Annotated in this window: 19 protein-coding genes; 7 read left to right on the top strand and 12 right to left on the bottom strand. The window is 38.6% G+C overall.

What is annotated here, in order from left to right; genetic code table 11:
- Window positions 1–272: 272 nt before the first annotated feature.
- Window positions 273–758: a DUF721 domain-containing protein gene (locus QL995_RS16515; protein WP_024589904.1), complete on the bottom strand. Its 486-nt coding sequence runs from the start codon at window positions 756–758 to the stop codon at window positions 273–275.
- Window positions 759–830: 72 nt separating this feature from the next.
- Complete coding sequence (gene pmbA / locus QL995_RS16520) at window positions 831–2,180, bottom strand: metalloprotease PmbA (RefSeq protein ID WP_290294634.1); 1,350 nt, start codon at window positions 2,178–2,180, stop codon at window positions 831–833.
- Between the two features lie 144 nt (window positions 2,181–2,324).
- On the opposite strand from pmbA, the gene yjgA reads away from it, so the two are divergent.
- Both yjgA and hemN read left to right on the top strand, forming a co-directional pair.
- A complete protein-coding gene (gene yjgA / locus QL995_RS16525; RefSeq protein ID WP_007582068.1) occupies window positions 2,325–2,858 on the top strand; it encodes a ribosome biogenesis factor YjgA in 534 nt (177 codons plus the stop codon).
- Window positions 2,859–2,982: 124 nt separating this feature from the next.
- Complete coding sequence (gene hemN, locus QL995_RS16530; RefSeq protein ID WP_290294635.1) at window positions 2,983–4,356, top strand: oxygen-independent coproporphyrinogen III oxidase; 1,374 nt, start codon at window positions 2,983–2,985, stop codon at window positions 4,354–4,356.
- A gap of 92 nt (window positions 4,357–4,448) precedes the next feature.
- On the opposite strand, the gene QL995_RS16535 is transcribed toward hemN, so the two are convergent.
- The 3 genes from QL995_RS16535 to QL995_RS16545 form a co-directional block, all read right to left on the bottom strand.
- Window positions 4,449–4,964, bottom strand: a complete 516-nt coding sequence (locus QL995_RS16535) for a DUF2489 domain-containing protein (RefSeq protein ID WP_010553820.1) — start codon at window positions 4,962–4,964, stop codon at window positions 4,449–4,451.
- 12 nt (window positions 4,965–4,976) lie between these two features.
- The gene (gene yihI, locus QL995_RS16540; protein WP_007582074.1) at window positions 4,977–5,573 is read right to left on the bottom strand and encodes a Der GTPase-activating protein YihI; all 597 of its coding nucleotides are present in this window, start codon (window positions 5,571–5,573) and stop codon (window positions 4,977–4,979) included.
- Window positions 5,574–6,325: 752 nt separating this feature from the next.
- Window positions 6,326–6,958 (bottom strand): c-type cytochrome, encoded by a 633-nt coding sequence (locus QL995_RS16545; RefSeq protein ID WP_290294637.1) that lies wholly within the window; start codon window positions 6,956–6,958, stop codon window positions 6,326–6,328.
- A gap of 281 nt (window positions 6,959–7,239) precedes the next feature.
- Between QL995_RS16545 and yihA the strand changes: the two genes are divergently transcribed.
- A complete protein-coding gene (yihA, locus tag QL995_RS16550; protein WP_007377272.1) occupies window positions 7,240–7,908 on the top strand; it encodes a ribosome biogenesis GTP-binding protein YihA/YsxC in 669 nt (222 codons plus the stop codon).
- A gap of 9 nt (window positions 7,909–7,917) precedes the next feature.
- On the opposite strand, the gene QL995_RS16555 is transcribed toward yihA, so the two are convergent.
- The 3 genes from QL995_RS16555 to polA all read right to left on the bottom strand — a co-directional run bounded on the left by QL995_RS16555 (window position 7,918) and on the right by polA (window position 12,246).
- Window positions 7,918–8,436, bottom strand: coding sequence for a DUF1285 domain-containing protein (locus QL995_RS16555; protein WP_010553821.1), 519 nt, complete (start codon window positions 8,434–8,436; stop codon window positions 7,918–7,920).
- Window positions 8,433–9,020, bottom strand: a complete 588-nt coding sequence (locus QL995_RS16560) for a YceI family protein (RefSeq protein ID WP_197116284.1) — start codon at window positions 9,018–9,020, stop codon at window positions 8,433–8,435. The genes QL995_RS16555 and QL995_RS16560 overlap by 4 nt, the downstream gene beginning before the upstream one ends.
- A 490-nt stretch (window positions 9,021–9,510) precedes the next feature.
- Window positions 9,511–12,246, bottom strand: coding sequence for a DNA polymerase I (polA, locus tag QL995_RS16565; RefSeq protein ID WP_290294638.1), 2,736 nt, complete (start codon window positions 12,244–12,246; stop codon window positions 9,511–9,513).
- A gap of 524 nt (window positions 12,247–12,770) precedes the next feature.
- On the opposite strand from polA, the gene elbB reads away from it, so the two are divergent.
- From elbB to QL995_RS16580, 3 genes are all read left to right on the top strand, one after another.
- A complete protein-coding gene (gene elbB / locus QL995_RS16570; RefSeq protein ID WP_290294639.1) occupies window positions 12,771–13,418 on the top strand; it encodes an isoprenoid biosynthesis glyoxalase ElbB in 648 nt (215 codons plus the stop codon).
- A gap of 227 nt (window positions 13,419–13,645) precedes the next feature.
- Window positions 13,646–14,041, top strand: a complete 396-nt coding sequence (locus QL995_RS16575; RefSeq protein WP_007582093.1) for a cytochrome c5 family protein — start codon at window positions 13,646–13,648, stop codon at window positions 14,039–14,041.
- Window positions 14,042–14,205: 164 nt separating this feature from the next.
- On the top strand, window positions 14,206–16,770 hold the full coding sequence (locus QL995_RS16580; protein ID WP_007582095.1) for a diguanylate cyclase: 2,565 nt from the start codon (window positions 14,206–14,208) through the stop codon (window positions 16,768–16,770).
- Between the two features lie 15 nt (window positions 16,771–16,785).
- Here the strand turns inward: QL995_RS16580 and rep are convergent, their stop codons facing one another.
- Window positions 16,786–18,804 (bottom strand): DNA helicase Rep, encoded by a 2,019-nt coding sequence (rep, locus tag QL995_RS16585; RefSeq protein ID WP_024605304.1) that lies wholly within the window; start codon window positions 18,802–18,804, stop codon window positions 16,786–16,788.
- 162 nt (window positions 18,805–18,966) lie between these two features.
- On the opposite strand from rep, the gene QL995_RS16590 reads away from it, so the two are divergent.
- Window positions 18,967–19,230: an accessory factor UbiK family protein gene (locus tag QL995_RS16590; RefSeq protein WP_121954625.1), complete on the top strand. Its 264-nt coding sequence runs from the start codon at window positions 18,967–18,969 to the stop codon at window positions 19,228–19,230.
- A 217-nt stretch (window positions 19,231–19,447) separates the two neighbouring features.
- On the opposite strand, the gene QL995_RS16595 is transcribed toward QL995_RS16590, so the two are convergent.
- The 3 genes from QL995_RS16595 to QL995_RS16605 are packed head-to-tail and all read right to left on the bottom strand — an operon-like array spanning window position 19,448 to window position 21,965.
- Window positions 19,448–20,092, bottom strand: coding sequence for an NAD(P)H-binding protein (locus tag QL995_RS16595; RefSeq protein WP_290294640.1), 645 nt, complete (start codon window positions 20,090–20,092; stop codon window positions 19,448–19,450).
- Between the two features lie 4 nt (window positions 20,093–20,096).
- A complete protein-coding gene (gene can / locus QL995_RS16600) occupies window positions 20,097–20,759 on the bottom strand; it encodes a carbonate dehydratase (protein ID WP_007582103.1) in 663 nt (220 codons plus the stop codon).
- Between the two features lie 30 nt (window positions 20,760–20,789).
- Window positions 20,790–21,965, bottom strand: coding sequence for a methyltransferase (locus QL995_RS16605; protein ID WP_290294641.1), 1,176 nt, complete (start codon window positions 21,963–21,965; stop codon window positions 20,790–20,792).
- Window positions 21,966–22,000 lie beyond the last annotated feature (35 nt).

Genomic DNA, 22,000 nt, shown 5'->3' on the forward strand with positions numbered 1-22,000 from the left:
AGTGCAATTTAATTCGTTAAATTGATCAAAGACTTATGCAGGTTGGTATCACATACCAACTCCATTAAATTCTTGAATATAGCAGGAGTAAAAATAGCACTGCCTACACGCTTTTACTTAATGGAATGAGTATCAAAGAGCTTTCGATCAATATAAAGCCCACGCAGTATCATAAACCTCATTAAGCCAACAATAAAATGGAATATGTAACAAAGTATTTTGAATGCGGTGAGCTGCCAAATTAGCCCCACCAATAACAAGATGGTGGGTAGTTAAGACTTACTTTTATTTTTTCCGTGAAGCGCTAAACGCTCTAGTTTTTCTTTTAAAGAAGGGGGTGCAGAAGATGCTATCGCGTTTAAGTAATCAGCTGTTTGCTCACTCATTTTACGTGAGTTGGTAACTGCAGGACTGCCCGACTTATTCGCTGTACTTAATCTCTGAGTTGCTTGAGGATTTGCAGTTATTTTTATTTGCCCGAGCTCTGCCATTCCGGCAGCTCTAAAATGTGAAAGCATATCCATTTTTAAATAATTAAGCCTAAGCGCGATAGGTGCAGATACGGCTTCTATCATTAGCGTACCGTCTCGGTAATTGCTGACTCGGCATTTATCACCCAACTTAGGGCCTAAAAAATCTTTTAATAGGGTTTGCTGTGTATCAAGTGCTTGGCTTTTGCCTGCATAAGCCGATAAACGATTATTTAACCCCGCCATAATATCGGTTAGCGGTTTTGGTGCATATCTATCTTTAGCCATTTTACACCTCGTAAAAGCTCACTTAGACCCAGAGATAATACTCTAGGTCTAAGTATACACTGCGTATTAATACTACGCGCCGGCTATTTGCATTTGCTCTATTAATACTGAGCCAGTTTGAATACCACCACGGCGTTCGATGTCACCACCAATAGCAGATATGCCTTTAAACATATCTTTTAAATTACCAGCAATGGTAATTTCGCTTACAGGATATTGGATTTCACCATTTTCAACCCAAAAACCAGCAGCACCACGAGAGTAATCACCCGTTACGGTATTTACGCCCTGCCCCATTAGCTCTGTAACTAATAAGCCGGTGCCCATCGTTTTTAATAGTGCAGTTAAATCGTTATGAGTTTGCTCAACAAGCCAGTTATGTATACCGCCAGCATGCCCTGTTGGGGTCATATTCATTTTACGCGCGGCATAACTTGCTAATAAATAAGTTTGTAGCTCGCCGCCTTGAATAATTTCCCTATCGAATGTTTTAACGCCTTCGCTATCAAACGGTGACGATGCCAACCCTTTTAAAATATGTGGGCGCTCGGCAATATTCACACAATTACTAAATATTTGTGTGCCTAAGCTATCAAGTAAAAAACTTGATTTACGATAAAGCGCACCACCACCAATTGCCGACACTAAGTGACCAAACAATGAATTTGCAATATCGGCTCTAAAAATAACAGGCACTTTCATTGTGCCTAACTTTTGGCTATTTAATTTAGCCAATGTTTCAGCTGCTGCTTCAAGCCCAACTGCCGCTGCGTCATTTAAACCCGCTTGGTCGCGTGCAACAGTATAAGCAGAGTCGCGTTGCATCTGCTCACCATCTTGACCAATTACCATAGTACTAATGCTATGACGAGTGCGTGGAAAGCCAGTTATCAAACCATGGCTGTTACCATAAACACGTAATCCTTGGTGAGATGAAAAACTCGCACCATCAGAGTTAACAATGCGCTCATCTGCGTTTAATGCAGCTTGCTCAGCAGCATGACAAAGCTCAATACCTTCTTCAGGGCTTACATCCCAAGGATGGTATAAATCTAAATCTTTAGGATTAAATTCAAGCAATTCTTTATCAGCAACGCCGTTAAATGGGTCATCCGATGTAAATTTGGCTATATCAATCGCTTTTTCGACTACCATGCGCAATGTTTTTGGATTTAAATCAGCGGTTGACGCCGAACCTTTATTATTACCAACGTATACACTAATGCCTAAGCCGCCGTCTTGGTTAAACTCAATGGTTTCTACTTCACCCATTCGTGTACTAACCGATAAACCAGACGTGCTAGACATAGCCGCTTCTGCAGCTGTTGCGCCTAATTTTTTGGCATGTTCGAGTACTTCTGCTACCGCATCTTTAACTTGCGATATTTGAGAATAAATTGGATCGTTTTGTTGGCTTTTCATAAATTAAGTCCTGAGCCTTAGAGGCATAATGCACGCATTTCTTATATTTAAATGCTAACACACTCAATGCATCACATCAGCTAATATTCCTAAGTATCATATTCATGTATAATGGCAAAAGTTATTTTTATTTAAGAGCACCCCATGGCAAAGAAAAAAGGCAAGCCTGCTGAAATTGAAGAAGAAATTGAATATGTATCAAGAACGGAGCTTAAGCGCGAAGCGCAAGAGTTTCATCAGTTAGGTACTGAAATTGCCAAAATGGGTAAAAAACAGCGCGAACGCCTGCCATTAAATGACGATTTAAAAGCGGCAATGGTTGTTGCTGATAAAATAAGTAATAAAAGTGACGCGTACCGCCGTCACTTAAACTACATCGCTAAAACGTTGCGTACTGTAGAAAACATTGACGCTATTAGAGCGATTATCGATGTAATGCTTAATAAAAATAACCAAGCTGAAGTATTGGTCAAAAAAATTGAGCAATTACGTTCAGACCTAATTGAACAAGGTGATGACCTTATCAATGAGACTATTGAACAGTTTCCGTCTCTTGATCGTCAGCAAATGCGTCAATTGGTTCGTAATGCGGCAAAAGAAGCGAAAGCTGAAAAGCCGGGTAAAGGTTATAAAGAGTTATTTCAATATCTCAAAGATGCCCATACTGTTACGTATTAATTAGACCGCATTAATTGATATTTTATTAAAAAAGGTGCTTCGGCACCTTTTTTGTTATAGATCAAACCGCCTCACTGCGTACTTTTTTATAATCACCCCCTAAATAAATACTTAGGTGCGCGTGATGATTAAACTTCCACACTGGGATCAAACCCTAATAAACAAATATAATGTGTCTGGCCCGCGTTATACCTCGTACCCCACCGCTCTATCACTGCGTGATGGGTATCAACAACAAGACCTACTAAGCGCTGTAGAATCGTCAACGAGTCGTTCACTCTCTCTATATATTCATATCCCGTTTTGTAGCCAGCTTTGCTACTACTGTGGCTGTAATAAAATAATTACCCGCCATCAATCTAAGGCCGATACGTATCTCGACTTTTTAGCAAAAGAAATTACTGCCCAAGCTCATTTATTTAAAAACTACACGGTTGAGCAATTACATTTAGGTGGCGGTACTCCCACCTTTTTAACCGCAAAACAAATGACTCGTCTAATTAAGCTTTTAGAGCAGCACTTTAATTTTACAAGCACAACAGAGCGCGGCATTGAAATAGACCCACGCTCACTTGCCGATAATATGCTTGTTGATTTAAGAATGCTTGGCTTTAACCGTGTCTCATTTGGGATTCAAGACTTTAACGACGACGTGCAACTTGCTGTTAATCGCCCGCAAAATGCAGATACGGTTAAGCAATTAATTACACAAGCTCGCGAGCTGGGATTTCAATCTATTAATGCAGATATGATTTACGGGCTTCCTCTGCAAACGCCAGAGAGCTTTAAGCAAACTATAGAGCAACTTATTGAGTTAAGCCCTGACCGAGTATCGGTGTTTAACTACGCGCATTTACCAGAGCGCTTTGCCGCACAGCGTAAGATTAAAGATGCAGATTTACCCAGTGCACATAATAAACTCACTATGTTTAAAAACACGCTGGAGCAGATGACGCAAGCAGGCTATCAATTTATTGGTATGGACCACTTTGCAAAAACCGACAACGAACTAGCTGTTGCACAAAATGAAGGCAAGTTACATCGTAATTTTCAAGGTTATACAACACATGGAAATTGTGATTTATTAGGCTTAGGCGTATCATCAATTTCGCAAATTGGCACTGCCATTTTACAAAATCAAAAAGAATTAAAACATTATTACCACAGCATCGAAACACAAATCGGCTGTGCTCTTAATAAAGGTATGCACTTAACACATGATGATGTAATTCGTGCTGATGCAATTAAGCAGCTCATTTGCCAGTTTGAATTAGATATACAAGACTTTAGCGAAAAGCATGCGCTTATATTTAATGACTACTTTGAGGATGCGTTAATTGCGCTTACGCCGCTTATAAAAGATGAACTAGTCACTATAAATGATAATAAAATTAGCGTAACGCCACGCGGCAATTTATTCATTCGTATTATTTGCATGTGCTTTGACGCTCATTTACAAAAACAAATAAATGCGACGCGTTTTTCACGAGTGATTTAACTGATACTAATTTAATGCAATTAGTATGAAAATTTTTACGCATAAAAAAGCAGACCAAGGTCTGCTTTTTCTGAGTACTCGATAAATTAAAGTTAGTTAAAAACCACTTTATCGCTGCCAGGAGCGGCTTTAAACTCGATGATAATTTTAGCGCAATCGGCTTTAACTTCATCTTTAAGTGTTTCTTCAGCTTGCCAACGAGCCTTATCTAGCTTAAAAATCTCTTTTTTAGCATATTTTTTACGTGCATCGTGTGTCGGCATTTCTTTAACTACCTGGTACATTTTATAAATGCCAGGATATTGTGTCGTTAAATCACGCTCGCTCTCAAAGCCATATTGAGACATAAGTACCCAAATACGTAAACAGCCTTCAGAAAACTCACACTGCTCTTCATTCATTGCACGCGCAATTAAATGAATACTATCGGCTAGTTTGGCATTTCGCTTTAAACGCGACTTCTCAAGCTTTTGCTTTTGTTCAGCCTGCGTTTTAGCAATTAACTTTTTTTGCGCATTTAACTTATACAGCAACTGACCCGCATAAAATGCCAGACCAACTATTATAGCAGCGCCTAAAAGTAAGGCTAAAATTACCGCGGTACTCATTATTTATCCTTACTATTTGTCGTCTTCATCTAACCATTCGTTGGCTAAATCGTCAGATAAGTATTGATCGAAATCAGAATTGCCTTTGCTTTCAATATCATCTTCAAGGTCATCTTCAAATTCGTCTTCATCCTCGTCTTCAATACCAAGAATTTCACATAACGCCTGATGGCGAGCAATACGGCTATTAAAGTACTTAGCATCTTTACCAGTTAGCATTTCACCTTCTTCATGACGCTCTACTAATTTAAGTAAACGCTCGTCATTCTCAAGTGCTTCTAGCTCTTGTTCAGGTGTAAATTCAGGCTCGATTACCTTTTTCAGCTCAATAGTTGGCTTTAAGTTGCGTTTCATTTCAACTTTAGGCTCAGGCGCAGTTGCAATTAATGGTACAGGCTTTTTACTGCCTACACGCTTATCTTTAGGCGCGTGACCAGCATTATGGCTTTCGCTATCTAGTAAATCTGGCGCGTTACGAGAACCTGGCTTAGCACCTTTGGTTTTTTTAACTCGCTGCTCTTTTAATGCGCGCATTTCTTTAAGCTTATCTTGGCTTAAACGAACAGGTCCGTTTGCTGGGCTTTTGCGTGACTTTTTAGTTCTACTCATATCTTGATCATCTCACTTAAGAGGTTTTGAGCGAAGCGCAAATTAATGGGCATCGCAGTGCTGGCCTAGCCAGAAGAATTCAGTTTGCGCTTAGAGGTTGGGTCTCTCATTTAAAAGCGCCTTAGCTAATTAATCGCTAATTTTAAACGGTGGGTATTGTAACAGGACAAATAAAAAGGCGGTAGAGAAAACATCTCTACCGCCTGCTAATCTGAGCGCCATTATCTGGACACTTCTCCCTTCGACTTTTTTTAGTCTTTATTATTTTTATTATTATCAGTCCGTATTGTTATTATTTTTACGTTCCTTGTTACATTCCATTTTGTTTTTATTATTAAACTTCCATGAGTTTTTTATTATTTTCGGTCATCCTGACACTTTTTTATTATTTCCTTTAGTAGCACTAATCTTATGCTATGTAGTCATGCCGCGTTACTTTCCTTGATAGTTATTTCCGTTTTGTTATTGTTGTTTTGCGACAGTGGTTAATTTACTCGTTAATGATTTTGTTACAACTGGTTTATATAACTTTTATTATCTTTATTACATTGAGATATAAAAATAAACATAAATTACAATAAGTTAATCTATAATCAAAAATAAAAAGAAGACTTTTCTTACAACCAGATATGGTCAATGTCTTACATTAAAACGGACGATGTCGTTAATTTTTGACACAAAAAAAGCAGCCTAGGCTGCTTTTTTTAACACATTGTAGTTTATTTATTATTAACTGCTAAATAAATACGACTTTAGTGTAAGCCACCTAAATACTGAGAAAGTACTTCGATGTCTTTATCTGTTAATTTTTTTGCAATATCGCCCATCATGCCATTTAAGTCATTATGACGAGTACCATCACGGAATTTTTCAAGTTGAGCCTTGATATATCCTGGATGCTGAAAAGAAATTTTTGGAAACTTAGCAAGTGACGAGCCATTACCACGTGGGCCATGACATGCAGCGCATGACGGGATCCCGCGATCAGCATCGCCTGCTTTAAAAAGCATCTCGCCAACTTCAACAACATCTTTAGGTGTAGCACCTTCAGTCATGTTCATTGAAGAAAAATAAGCAGCTAGATCTTTCATGTCTTGCTCGCTAAGTGGCATAGCCATAGCGCTCATTACTGGATCCATACGCCCTTCTTTGCCGCCTGACGTCATACCTAATTTTAAATCCTGAAGTTGCTTGAGGATATAATCTGGATGTTGACCTGCAATTTTAGGGTAAATATTAACCGGCGCATTACCGTCTGGGCCGTGACAAGCCGCACACGTTGCTGATTTTTCTTTACCTGCGTTTACATCGCCATCAAATGCTGTTGCGTTGCTTGCTGACAACGCACCAAGCAATATTGTTAAAGATAGTGCTATTTTTTTCATGGTGAATTCTCTGTTTCCGACCCTGTATCATCTACAATCGTGATGTTGTAATACATATATTCTACACGATAATAAATTCTCTGGCACGTTTTCTACACATATTAAGCTTATAATTTACAGGGTTTTGACTTAGATTAAGCTTTAACATGTTTTAAATGTACCATAGGTGCTGTTTTTAGGTGGTTAAATACGCTTTTTAATACATCCTTTATAGTATAAAATACGCGCCCTGAGTGAATTTGGTTTACTCAACGTTATTTATTTAAGTTTTAGGAGAGCCTGTGCTCAAATCTCGTATCAAATATAATACTGCGTCTTTCGTAACAAGCGCTCCCGACATTACTAAATTACCTGCTGATACGGGAATTGAAGTTGCGTTTGCCGGTCGTTCCAACGCAGGTAAGTCGAGTGCATTAAATGCATTAACCGATCAGAAGCTAGCACGTACAAGTAAAACACCTGGACGTACTCAGCTAATCAATACATTCGATTTAGCTGATGTTGACGATATGCGCCTTATCGATTTACCAGGCTATGGTTTTGCTAAAGTACCAATCGAAATGAAAAAGAAATGGCAAAAATCGCTAGGCGAATACCTACAAAAGCGTCAAAGCCTAAAAGGTATTGTTATTTTAATGGATATTCGTCATCCATTAAAAGATTTAGACCGCGATTTAATTAATTGGGCTATTGGTAGTGAAATTCCAGTATTGGCACTATTAACTAAAGCCGATAAATTAAAGCAAGGCCCTCGTAAATCACAAGTACTGCAAGTTCGTCGTGAATTAAGCACGCTTGATGGGGATATTACAGTTCATGCATTTTCATCATTAAAAGGCACGGGTTTACCAGAAGTAGCTAAAAAACTAGATGAATGGTTTTTAGGTCCTGTTATTGCTGTACCACCTACCGATGAAACAATCACAGACGAAACTAACCCAGAGGCTTAAACGCTGGCGTTACGATAAATAAAACTGCTTTCCTGCAGATTTAATAAAATAGCCGAGTTTATCAGACTCGGCTTTTTCAGCCCACTGATAATATACGCTTCGCGCAACACGCGCACTACAGCCATAAGGTAGCTTTAGATAAGGCACTTTTGACCCTTTATAGTCTTTTATAACTAAAGGCTGCTGAGCGCTCACCAACCACTGCCTAGCTAAATTATCAATACAACACAACACCTGCCCTTGCACTGTATTTTCAAAACGCCAATCAACAATAATAAACGGCGCATCATCAACCGTTATTGTTATTTTTTCGACAGGTGTTTTTAAATAAAATTGCTCACCTTCTTTACATAGAACAGAAGCAAACAGCTTCACCATGGCTGGGCGTGTTATTTCGCTGCCATCGTAAAACCATTTCCCCTCATGATTAATGACAATTGGCAGTTCACCACAATGATTAGGCTGCCAACTATCAAAAGGTTTGCTTGGCTCGCTTAATTGCTTGCTAAGCTCACTTAAAGAAATCACTGTTTTTTAAGTGTAATTGCAAATGTAACAGGCACTGCTGTTGCAATTGAAGGTAAGCCCGCTAGCTCTTGCAGCTTTTTAACGCCTTCAGTTACACCAAAATCATCACTATTAATAATAATAGGTGTTAATGATGATACCGTTAAATCACCACTTTGCGTGCTGTTAACGAGTACATCAATTGCCAATGCCTTTTTATTACCGTGAAAATCAAGCTCAGCTTTAATACCCTTCAATACATATTGACCAGGCTTTTTAATATTGCTCAGTTCTTTAGTTAAATTTGCAGTTAAAACAGCATTGGGGAATTTAGCCGCTTCGAATAAAAATGTCGTTAAACGCTCATTACGAATAGGAATTAGAGTTTCGGCTGATGTTAAATCAACATTAACGCTAAACTCGCCTTTATCAGAAAGCATACCTTCAAGGTTAGTAAAATGGTGAGCTTCAGCAATCGAATCTTTTTTAATTGAAACAAAGCTTAATTGGCTTTTATCATTCACTAGCTGCCAATTGGCCTGAGCAACATTAGAAATAACTAAACTTGATAAAGAAAAACCTGCAATAGCTAATGCTTTAAACATAACGCACTCCTTAGTAATAAAATAAAAAGAATAAAAATAATATCACTTCGATGGTATCACCTGCGATGTACCCAAACCACCTCGAAATGACGAATGAATAATACAATTGGTATAGCGCAATAAAGAATTAATTAGATGGGATTTTCAGGCGTAAAACAAAAAACGGCCCACCAAACAAGTTGGTAGGCCGGTATAGCAAACTGGGGAGAAGCTATCAATTTGTTGCACCCTTTCAGATGCATCATCAACAGGATGTCCTACAGGATAGGACAGGCGGGACTTTAACAAAAGCACGCATTAAAATACAATCATATTCCTGTAAAACAGCTCGAATTGACGAACATATAACTATTTAATACAAATAGTTGCTTAAATTAACCTTATTTTAACTAAAGCTTGCATATGCCTGATTGAATCGCTGTTATTCGCCATTTTTATTAAACATAAAAAAAGCGCCAAAAGGCGCTTTAATTAAAATGCTCAAATTACATTAATGGGCTTGTTCCCAGTTGTCACCTTCATCAGCTTCAACTATAAGTGGTACATCTAGCGCAGCAGCTTGCGACATCAGTTCACAGATGTGTTTTGTGTACTGTGGTGCGCAGTCTGTTTTGATTTCAAATACTAATTCATCGTGCACTTGCATAAGCAGCTTAATTGTATTTGGCGCTTGTTCGTGTACCCAGCGGTTAACGCTCAGCATTGCCTTTTTAATAATATCGGCGGCAGTACCTTGCATTGGTGCGTTTATAGCAGCACGTTCGGCTCCTTTTCTACGCGCCCCATTACGTGCGTTTATTTCTGGTAAATGTAGGCGACGACCAAATATTGTTTCAACGTAGCCATTTTCAGCTGCTTTTTCGCGTGTTGTTTCCATGTACTCTAATACACCTGGAAAACGCTCAAAGTATTTATCTATGTAATGCTGCGCTTCGTGGCGTGGCACATCTAGTTGACGTGCTAAACCAAATGCCGACATACCGTAAATTAAGCCAAAGTTTACTGCTTTCGCCTTACGGCGCATATCGGTAGTTACATCATCAAGCTCTACACCAAATACTTCAGCGGCAGTTGCACTATGTACATCTAAGCCGTTAGCAAATGCATTTAATAGACCTTTGTCTTGTGAAAGATGCGCCATAATACGTAGCTCAATTTGACTATAATCGGCAGCGACAATTTTATAACCATCTGCGGCTATAAACGCTTCACGAATACGACGTCCTTCTTCTGAACGAATAGGAATATTTTGTAAATTAGGATCAGTTGAACTCAAGCGCCCCGTAGCTGTAATTGCCTGATGATAAGACGTATGTACACGCTGGGTTTTCTCATTCACCATTAATGGTAATTTATCGGTATACGTTGATTTAAGCTTTGATAAACCACGATGCTCTATAATTACTTTAGGTAGCGGATAATCATGAGCAAGTTCTTGCAGTACTTCTTCTGCGGTAGAAGGTGCACCTTTAGGCGTTTTTTTAATAATAGGCAGCCCAAGCTTTTCAAACAACAGTACTTGTAGCTGCTTAGGAGAGCTTAAATTAAATGGTTCGCCTGCTATTTCAAACGCTTCTTTTTCAAGCTCAATTAAACGCTCGCCTAAACGTTGGCTGTGCGCTGCAAGCATATTGCTATCTATCGCAACACCGGTGCGTTCAATATCAGAAATCACACTAATAAGTGGCATTTCTATATCTTCAAATACCGATTTTAGCTTTTCATCAGCTGCTATTTTTGGCCAAAGCACTTCGTGTAAACGCAAAGTAATATCGGCATCTTCTGCGGCGTAAGGCGCTGCTTTTTCAAGTTCAATTTGGTTAAAGGTAAGTTGCTTTTTACCTTTGCCAGCAATATCTTCAAAGCTAATATTTTTATGACCTAGGTATTTAAGTGCTAGCGAGTCCATATCGTGACGCGTCCCTACACTATTAAATACATACGACTCAAGCATGGTGTCAAACTTAATACCATTTAGCGCAAAACCTGCATTAGCCAATACGCTTTTATCGTATTTAAGATTTTGCCCTACTTTAGCTCTGTTCGGATCAGCCAAAATTGGACCAAGCTTTTGCATTACAAATTCAAGGCTTAATTGCTCAGGCGCACCTGGGTAATCATGCGCTACCGGTAAATATGCAGCTTCACCCGCTTTCACGGCAAAGCTCATACCCACTAATTGCGCTTTCATGTAATCAAGACTGGTAGTTTCTGTATCAAATGCAAATAACTCGGCACTATTTAATTGATCTATTAACGTATCAAACTGAGCTTGCGTTAAAATAGTTTCGTAATGAGCATCTTCTACTTTTGGTAATTCATTTGCTTCGGTAGGCACAGCTAAGTGTGTTTCTGCATCTTTAGGGTTATCAAGTAACTCTGCTAACCAACGACGAAATTCGCACTCACCATATAATGCGATTAATTCGTCTTTATTAGGATCTTGTAGTTTAAATGTATCAAGATCAGATTCAACTTCCACATCACACTTAATTGTTGCAAGTTCGTAGCTTAGAGGCAGGTGATCGAGTGCAATAGCTAACTTTTCACCTATTTTACCTTTGATCTCACTTGCGTGATCCATAACACCTTGCAGAGAGCCATATTTTTCTAACCACTTAACAGCAGTTTTAGGCCCACAGCCCTCAACACCTGGAATGTTATCAACCTTATCACCCATTAATGCTAAGTAATCGATAATTAGCTCAGGGCCTACGCCAAACTTTTCAACCACAGTAACAGGATCTGAAATACTGTCGGTCATCGTGTTTATAAGCGTAACGTGCTCATTTACAAGCTGTGCCATATCTTTGTCACCGGTAGAGACTAAAACATGTCGTTTTTGCTCTGATGCTATACGTGCAAATGTTCCAATAACATCATCAGCTTCAACACCTTCAATACTAATTAACGGGAAGCCCATCGCTTTAATAATATTGTGTATCGGTGCTATTTGTGTGCGTAAGTCATCCGGCATTGGCGGACGATTTGCTTTATATTCGCTATACATATCGTTACGGAAAGTTTTACCTTTAGCATCAAATATAACCACCATATGTGAGGGATCGTATTGTCTGATCAAGCTTTTAAGCATGTTGATCACGCCATAAATAGCGCCCGTAGCTTCACCTTTAGAATTAGTTAAATGCGGCGGAGAATGATAAGCACGAAATAAATATGACGAGCCATCAACTAAAATAAGTGGGTTTTCGGGGATCTGAGCCATGGTGAATTTGGATCCTAAATGCAAAAAATTAAGGTAATTATAAGCATGCCATAAGGTAGTAAATAAAACGACAGTGAATTACTGCTTATCGTGTTATTAAAACTATAGCAAGCTGTGGATAAGTGTGTAGATAACAGCCACGAGCTATTCTTCCAAAGCATTATAAAATGCCTAGAAAATACTTTAACTGTATGTTTTAATTTAAAAAAGATAATACGAGGTTCTTTTTTTATTATTTTAAACCAATGTGGAAAAAGGTTTTCTAACGACTGCTTGTGTTGTTATTCACTTTGATTATTCGCGTCCATTTAAATAACCGGAGGAGTATTCTAGCACAATGGATCGAAGATCATAGCGATCCTTTATAATTTTTTTAAAGGCAAAGTGATCGCAAATGGCATAAACCGCAATACAACTTGCATTGGGAATGATTTTTGTACTAAAAATTTATTTTCGCGAGAAATTTTGAGCATGTTAGACTTCATCCGATCGACTTATAAAAAAGACTTTAGGGGCACAAAAGCATGAAAAACGTAGCGGTAATATTAGCAGGGTCTGGTGTGTACGATGGTAGTGAAATTAATGAAGCAATTTTAACTTTATTACATATAGCCAAAAATGGCGCAACGTATCAGTGTTTTGCACCGGATATTGAACAACTTCATACCATTAACCATTTAACGGGCGAAGTAATGACTGATAAGCGTAATGTATTAACAGAAGCGGCTCGTATTGCACGGGGTGACATTAAATCGCTGCTTGAACTAGACGTAACACAGTTTGACGCATTAATTGTACCTGGCGGTTTTGGCGCTGCAAAAAACTTATGTGACTTTGCAATTAAAGGCGCAAAAGCAAATATTAATGAAGACGTACTTAATGCTTGTAAATCATTTGCAAAAGAAAATAAGCCTGCTGGTTATATGTGTATTGCACCCGCTTTGATCCCATTTATTTACGATAACGCTGTACTTACGATTGGTAACGATGCAGAGACAGCACAAGCGCTAAGCACATTGGGCGCTAAACATATAAATTGTGCAGTAGATGATGTTGTTATTGATCAGCCAAATAAGCTAGTTACAACCCCTGCTTATATGCTTGCGCAATCGATTATTGAAGCCGATGCAGGGATCGAAAAACTAGTTAGTAGCGTATTATCAATAAATTGATCTTAGGATCTAAAAAGTTAATTGTATGACTGTTTGCAATTATTAAATTGCTTAACAAAAAACAGTAAATAATTAAATTTTATTGCGTTAACGCAAAAAGTAGTCAGTTTTATTAATAAAAACGCCTCTTAGCATTTTATAAATTGGCTCAGAGAGTTATAATCGGTTTAATTTCCGTCATCTTTAATCGTGATTGATCACGTTCAAATCGAAGTGAGCAAGGCAAAATGAAAAAATTAACAGCTGCAGCATTATTAATGCTAGCAACCACTGCATACGCACAGCCATATGATAACTCTATGACTGAAGATGCAATTAAAGCACGTCTCGCGCCGGTTGGTGCTGTATACCTTGAAGGCGATAAAGCTGCTGTAGCAGCGGCGCCTACAGGCCCACGTTCTGGTGAGCAAGTGTATCAAGGTGCATGTTTTGCATGTCACGGTACTGGTGCACTAGGCGCGCCTAAATCGCCTGACGATTGGGCTCCACGTATAGCTAAAGGTAAAGATACTTTACTTGAGCATGCACTAAATGGCTTTAATGCGATGCCTCCAAAAGGCACCTGTATGGATTGTTCTGATGATGAGATAAGCGCTGCCATCGACTTCATGACATCTAAGTAAATACAGCTGAAATACACAAAAAAGGTTTACTTCGGTAAGCCTTTTTTAATACCTAAAATAGTGTTTCTAGCCAGTATGATAGTACGAATATCAACTTGACGATAAGCGCTAAAAGTGAAAGTATAAGGCTAATAACTATACAATAAAAATAGCCGGTTAGATCATTGGAAGATAAACTCTCAGTATCGAGTAAATTGGCGTATCAAAATAAACGTCTAAAAACATTACTCAATAAATACAAACAATCACATCACTTACAAAATGCGCTGATACAATTATCAGAGCAAGCAAGTACTGTTGCCGAGCTAACCCTACTTTATCCCGCTATCCACGACATTTTACAAAAATATGTGCCGAGTAAAAGTTTTTATGTGGTGCTATTAAATCAATACAGTCAATCGTTAGAACTTTCTTACTTTTCAGATGAAAAAGATGGTATTGCCGTCGCCCTTAACCAATCAAATAGCTTTGATGAAGGCGCCACTGGTTATGTATTTAAACAGGGTAAAACCACATGTTTTACCAAGCAGCAAATGCAAAATGCCGCAGCAGAAGGCTTATTTAAAGCATTAGGCACTCCAGCAGAGCATTGGGTAGGTGTTCCGGTTTACCAAGAACATAATATTATCGGTGTTTTAGCAGCGCAAAGTTACGATACAAAACAAGGCTATAGCTCACAACAAATACAATTACTTGAGTTTATGTCGCTTTATTTAGCAACTGCAATAGAGCGTGTAAAAAAACGAGAGCTCCTTGAGTCAGAAGTTAAAATTCGTACCCGTGCACTCACTCAAAGTAACGACGCGTTAAACCTTGAAATAGAACAACGCAAACGCGCACTTCAACGCCAACAAATTCTGTTTAAAATATCTGAAATAGCAACGCAAGCTAAAAACCTTGATGATGCTTACTTTAAGATACATGAAATAATAAAAACAATTACCTACGCAGAGAACTTATATATTGCACTTTACGATAAAGAGTCTGGCTGGATAAGCTTCCCTTATTGTGTAGATGAATTTAAAGAAAACACACAACCAAGACGCTTTGCTAAAGGTTATAGTGAACTGGTAATAAGCACTGAAGAAACGCAACTTATACACCCGTGTAGAGCAAAAGAATTAATAGAAAGCGGTGTAGTACAAAGAGCTAAGCCTGTACAAAAAGAGCAAATGGCCACTAGTTGGTTAGGCGCTCCACTTAAAACAGCTCAAGGTGTTATCGGCCTTATTGTTTGCCAAGCTTACGATAACAAACATATTTTCAGCCGGGATGATTGCGAGTTAATTACCTTTGTATCTCATCAAATTGCAGCGGTTTTACAAACAAAGCTCACCAATCAAGCGATTGCAAAAAGCCATCAAGAACTCGAATTTAGAGTAAACGAAAAAACCAAAGAACTGCGTCAAACAAATCTGCACTTACAAATGCAAATAGATGAGCGTAAAAAAATAGAGCAGCAGCTTTATCACGACGCACATCACGACTCTCTTACTAGCTTACCTAATCGCAGCCTCTTTTTAACTCAGCTTGAAAAAACACTACAACATTATCAGCGCTTTCCTGAACATAATTTTGCTGTTTTATTTATTGATTTAGATAAGTTTAAAGACATTAACGACCAGCTTGGTCACCATGCTGGCGATCAGTTTTTAATTAACGTTAGTGAGTTATTTGCCCAGTGTATACGCGAACATGATTTACTAGCACGCTTAGGTGGCGATGAGTTTGTTATTTTATTAACGCACTTAACTGAGCCTCAACAAGCAGAAGATGTTGCTAATCGTATTATCGATTTAATGAAAAAGCCTTTTTTCCTTAAAGGCGAATCACTTCAAAGTGGTGCTAGTATAGGAATAACCTACTCAAAGAAAAGCTATACGCATACGGATGAAATTATTCGTGATGCCGATGCTGCAATGTATCACGCTAAAAACTCCGGAAAAAATCGCTACGAGCTATTTCATCCGCTATTAACGCAATCAATACCTGCACAGGCACTAAAAGCACAACATCACCTTGATATATTACCTATGAGTTTTAGAAGCTCAGAAATAATTACTCTTGATGAACAACATCAGTCTGAATCTTTATTTGAAGCATTTGGTGAACACCCAATACTTGGCTTTACTAGCTTTGATATTTTGAAAAAGTTTGCATCAGATAAAGAACAGCACCTCGAGATAGAGTTACAGTTATTACAACGCGCTTATGCACAAGCAATTACAGCAAATGTAACTATGGCGCTGGTTCCTTGCTCTGGTTTACTACTCGAGGAGCACGAATTTGTTTTATTTACAGATACGCTAAATAAACAACAAGGACATAGCCAGCTCTGTTTGCTATTTGATGAGCAAGAAATTCGTCACGCAAGCGCAACACAAATAGAAAACCTCAAAAAGCTATCACAACTTGGTTATTCAATTGGTTTAAACAATTTCGCTAAAGATCGATGCGAACTTAATTTACTAACCGATATTAATTTTGACTATCTGCTACTTAGCTCGACCTTTAGTAAACGTGTTTTACAACAAGAAAGTTACGATTTTCAGCTACAGGGCGTGCTTGCAATTACGAAGCTCAAAGCAATGAAAGTCATTGCTAAAGGCCCATCAATACTTAATTTTAGAGCTTTACTAGACAAGCACGGTTTGGCATTTTTTGTGGGAAAACAACACGCTCTAGTGTGTTCTGAGTTACCTGAAATACAAGCAACCCAGTCTTTATAAAATTAGCCTGAGGTATTACTCAGGCTTTTTAAACATTGCACGAAGGTTAGCGACTCTTGCTTGGCCTTTTTCCATTCGCTCTGCTTGCGTATTTGGCGCCTTTTTATTTTCAAACGCGAGATCGTCCTGCGGTAACTCTTGTACAAATCGGCTTAACTCAGTTTGTGAGGTTTCACCAAATTGACGACGTATTTTTGCATAAGTAAGTGTTAACTCCTGCTGTGCACGAGTAATACCAACATAAGCTAAGCGGCGTTCTTCATCTACGTTATCTTCATCAATACTTACCTGATGCGGAAGTAAACCCTCTTCCATACCCACCATAAATACGTACGGGTACTCTAAGCCCTTTGATGCATGTAGTGTTGATAAGTGCACTGCATCGGTTTCATCTTCTTCTTCGTTACGCTCAAGCATATCGCGAAGGGTTAGCTTGCTAACAACCTCGGCTAATGTCATTGGTTCGTTGTCGGCATCACCGGTCAACATATCTGTTATCCAACGATACAACTCAGATACGTTTTTCATACGCATTTCAGCCGCTTTTGCACTCGGTGACGACTCGTACAAATATGCCTCGTAATTAATATTACGCACTAAGTCTTTAACAGCTTCGAGCGTATCACCGCGTACTGCGTTATCAGATAGCTCAACAACCCAGCGTGCAAATCCAGCAAGCGCATTAAAACCACGCCCTTTTAGTCTGTAGCCTAAATCGTTATCAAAACAGGTAGCAAATAAGCTCGCGTGTTTTTCGTTAGCAAGCGTACCAAGCTTTTCAAGTGTAACCGTGCCTATTTCGCGTCGCGGTGTATTTACGATACGTAAAAATGCATTGTCATCATCTTGATTAACTAGCAAACGTAAATACGCCATAATATCTTTAATTTCTGAGCGAGCGAAAAACGACATACCGCCACTAATTTTATAAGGGATACGGTTACTCATTAAAGATTTTTCAAAGCCACGTGCTTGATGATTACCACGATATAAAATCGCGTAATCTTTATAGCTGGTACGCTTCATAAACTTATGTGAAATTATTTCAGCAACCACACGCTCAGATTCATGCTCTTCATCGCGGCACCCTATTACTTTAATCGGCTCACCATAACCTAGTTCACTAAATAACTTTTTCTCTATGTCATGTGGGTTATTCGCAATTAAAATGTTAGCCGCTTTTAGTATTCGCCCTGCACTTCGATAGTTTTGCTCAAGTTTTATAAGTCTAAGCCCTGGGTAGTCTTTACCTAATAACACTAAGTTTTGCGGGCGAGCACCACGCCATGAGTAAATTGATTGATCGTCATCACCTACAACAGTAAAACGGGCACGCTCGCCTACTAGCAATTTAACAAGTTGATATTGGCTTGTATTGGTATCTTGATACTCATCCACCAGCAAGTATTTAAAGCGTTGCTGCCAGCGCTCACGAGATGTGGCGTTATTAGTAAGTAACAAAGTAGGGATCATAATTAAATCATCAAAATCCAGTGCGTTATAAGCACGTAGCTGATTTTGGTAGCGAGCATACAGCTGTGCAAACAATGCCTTTTGCGCATCACGCGCTTCGCGTATTGCTTGCTCTGGCAGTACTAATTCGTTTTTCCAACTACCAATTTCCATTTTAAGTAGTTTGAGTAAGTCCTTGTCTTTTTTTAGCTCATCTTCGGTGAGTTCACTAAGAAGCTGATTGGTATCTTGATCATCAAATAACGAAAAGCCGGGTTTAAACCCTAATGTGCTTAACTCTTTTTTTATTATTTCTAAACCGAGTGTATGAAACGTCGATACCCACAAACCTTTGGCGTCTTGTTTACCAAGTGTTTGCAGTACTCGTTCACGCATTTCTTTGGCTGCTTTATTGGTAAAAGTAACAGCGGCTATATTTCGCGCTTTGTACTCACATTTTTTCACTAAATAAGCGATTTTATTCGTAATAACACGGGTTTTACCAGAGCCTGCGCCTGCGAGTACTAAGCATGGACCACTAATATATTTTACGGCTTCATCTTGTTTAGGATTGAGTTTCATAACGACCAAAGAAATTTAAAAGACGCGCAATTTTAACGTAACCATTACTGCGAGCATAGCAATTGCCTTAATTAATTAAGGTAAAGATGATCATGTGTTAAATACCGTGGGTATAAGGTAATATTAGTTATTATTATTTTAGGCCGCATCGAAGGGACAAATATGATCAACCCAGCAAAACTTGAAGAAATTGCTAAGCAAATTACTAGCAATATGCCACAAGGTGTAAAAAACCTAGCAGAGACACTCGAAGGTAAAACAAAGCAAGTTTTACAAAACAAGCTTGCTGAGATGGATTTTGTGAGCCGTGAAGAATTTGATGTGCAAAGCCAAGTACTTATTCGTACTCGCGAAAAACTAACCGAACTTGAAGCTAAAGTTGCATTGCTTGAGCAACAACTTAGCGCTAAAACTGACGCTGAATAATTATACCAATTGCATTAAATTAGTGTTCTATTATAGCAATAAGAAAATAGCTCAATAACAAGGCTAAAATTATGGTACATAGTTGTTCTATATAAATAATTTTTAACGTAGTTAGTGAGTTATTTAATACGCTAGAATGATCATTTTTTTAATAAAATTGGCATTAATTTAATGTACAAAAAAGGCAGCTTAGGCTGCCTTTTGCGTTTTACTAAGTTTATTCAAATAGCTCATCTAGCACATAATAAAATAACTTAGCCTGCTGCGCTAAACTCACACTCAGCATTTTTTGCGCAACTTGCTCGCCAGTTATTGGTTTGTAACGCTTTAAAAACGGGAGCCGTGTAATAACAGGAAAAATAATACTGCCTATCTTTTCTGCCACTCTAAATTGCTCACGATCACCTAATAATAAAGATGGTTGTAAAATACTTATTTTATCAAAAGGGAGTGCTTTAATATGTTGCTCAAGCTCACCCTTCATTTTCAAATAAGCACTATTACTGTGCGTGTTCGCCCCGCTTGATGACACTAAGCAGTAATGCGTAACACCATTACATGCCGCTAACTGCGCCGCTATAAACTGATAATCAAAATCTACTTTACGCTGAGCTTGTATAGAGCCCGCCCGTTTACGGGTTGTGCCCAAACACGAAAACAATACGTCACCTTTAAAAAGCTCAACGTATTGAGTTAATTTTTCAAAATCAATAACGTGATTAACTAGCTTTGCGTGTGTAATAGGCAAAGCCCGACGACTTAACGTAACCACTTTAGTATAACGATCGCTCTTAAGTAGCTTATGTAGCAACTCATTACCGACCAAACCTGTAGCACCTATTAATATCGCCGTTTTAGTCATAAATTTATTTATTTTCGCCCACTTTATTAAGTACGTGCTGCACTGCTTTTTTGTAGCTTTGCGTTTCTTCACTCGCGCACGTTACTACAGATTCTAAATCATGAAGATGGCCGTTTTCTAAACCATAAACCCAACCATGAACGCTTAGCTCTTGGCCGCGCTCCCACGCATCTTGCACAATGTTAGTACGGCATACATTACGCACTTGCTCAATTACATTTAGCTCAATAAGGCGGCTTAAACGTTCGCTTTCTGGCATTGCATCAAGTTGTTCAAGATGCTTTTCTTTTACATCCCCTACATGGCGTAGCCAATTATCAATAAAGCCAAATTTTGCATTGTTTAAAACGGCTTGTACGCCACCACAGCCATAGTGACCTACTACCATGATATGTTTTACTTTTAAAACCTCTACAGCGTACTGCATAACCGACAAACAGTTATGGTCAGTGTGTACAACCACGTTTGCAACGTTACGATGCACAAATAATTCGCCTGGTAATAAATCAACTATTTGATTAGCAGGTACACGAGAGTCTGAACAACCAATCCATAAATATTCTGGATTTTGTTGCATAGATAAAATTTTAAAAAACTCAGGATCAGCTTCGCTTGTACGTGCAGCCCAACGTTTATTGTTATCGAATAAATTTTTTAACTTTCTCATTGCATCTCTTATTAAGTCGAGGACGGAAATTTAATGGATATTAGCAAGAATCAAAATATTACGAGGCGTTAACTGCTTTTCACAAAACGTTTTAACGCTTACTTGATAGCCTTGCTGTTGCAAATATAAAGCACGATCGAGCACAAGCCAAACTTCAATTGCTCTTCTGAACACATGTCGAACCAGTTCAACTCGGTCAGTTATTTTTTTTCGAGCAACACCAATATCTAAATATTTATTATAATCAGTACCTTGAGGTAGGTTTATTGCCTTTTTATCTGCAGCCCATACACAAAATGATTTAAACGAATCTGAGAATATAGCTTTGTTAACCGAAGGTACGCTTACATAATATTGCTCGCCAGTAATCGATTTTCTAAGTGCGTCAAAACCAAGCCGCCATTCTAGTTCTGTTTTACGTACTTTTTCCAGACGAGAAGGCGCTGTAACGGTTTCTTGTAATGCGAGCTTTAAATCGCGATGCGTTAGGTTAAGCTCACTTTGGTTTGCAACCTCACTCATTACACGGTACTCATTAGCCGTAAATAAATGATAGCAACAAGGTGAAAAGCTAATTTGCTGTACTTTCGCTAAACTTGCTTGGCGCATAAATGCTTGGTGCAAACCACCACATGCGTGTAGCGCTACCGCATGCATATCAGCATTAAAAAATTGAGTGATATCCTCTTTTAATACATCTGCTTGGCTAAAGTGCATTGCCAAGCCTTGTTGCTGTGCACTTTTTTGTCCTTGCTCGCATAAGCTTTGTTGCAGTTCAATACTATGCACATCACTTGCGCCATTAAAAGCAAGCATTCGCCCTAAGTGTCCTTTACCCGCACACCACTCTAAAACTGGTTGCTTAGTATTAGGTAGTGCAGATACAAAATCTTGTAACTGATCAAACTTACGACCTTTAATGCCGTTACTTATCCAAAACGGATAATCAGCTCGAGAGTGTGCAGAGCTAGGTAACTCGCATAACTTTGCAAGTTCATCAAGTTGGTTTATGTGTTGGCTAAAAAATTGGTATAGCTGATTTTGATCATTATCAAGAACGGTTACCTGATCATCAGTTAGTTCGTTAAGTATGCCTTGCAGCTCTGGCCAAGGAATAGTGTCAAAATCAAATGCGGTGCACTGCCAATACTGACGATGGCGCATTAAAAGTGAATCAAGTGCAAAAAATTGCTCGGCTAAAGTCATAACAGCTTAAAAAATAAAAAGACAATTAATTATAT

Origin of the sequence: Pseudoalteromonas sp. APC 3358, from assembly GCF_030408075.1 — a bacterium.
GTDB lineage: Bacteria > Pseudomonadota > Gammaproteobacteria > Enterobacterales > Alteromonadaceae > Pseudoalteromonas > Pseudoalteromonas arctica.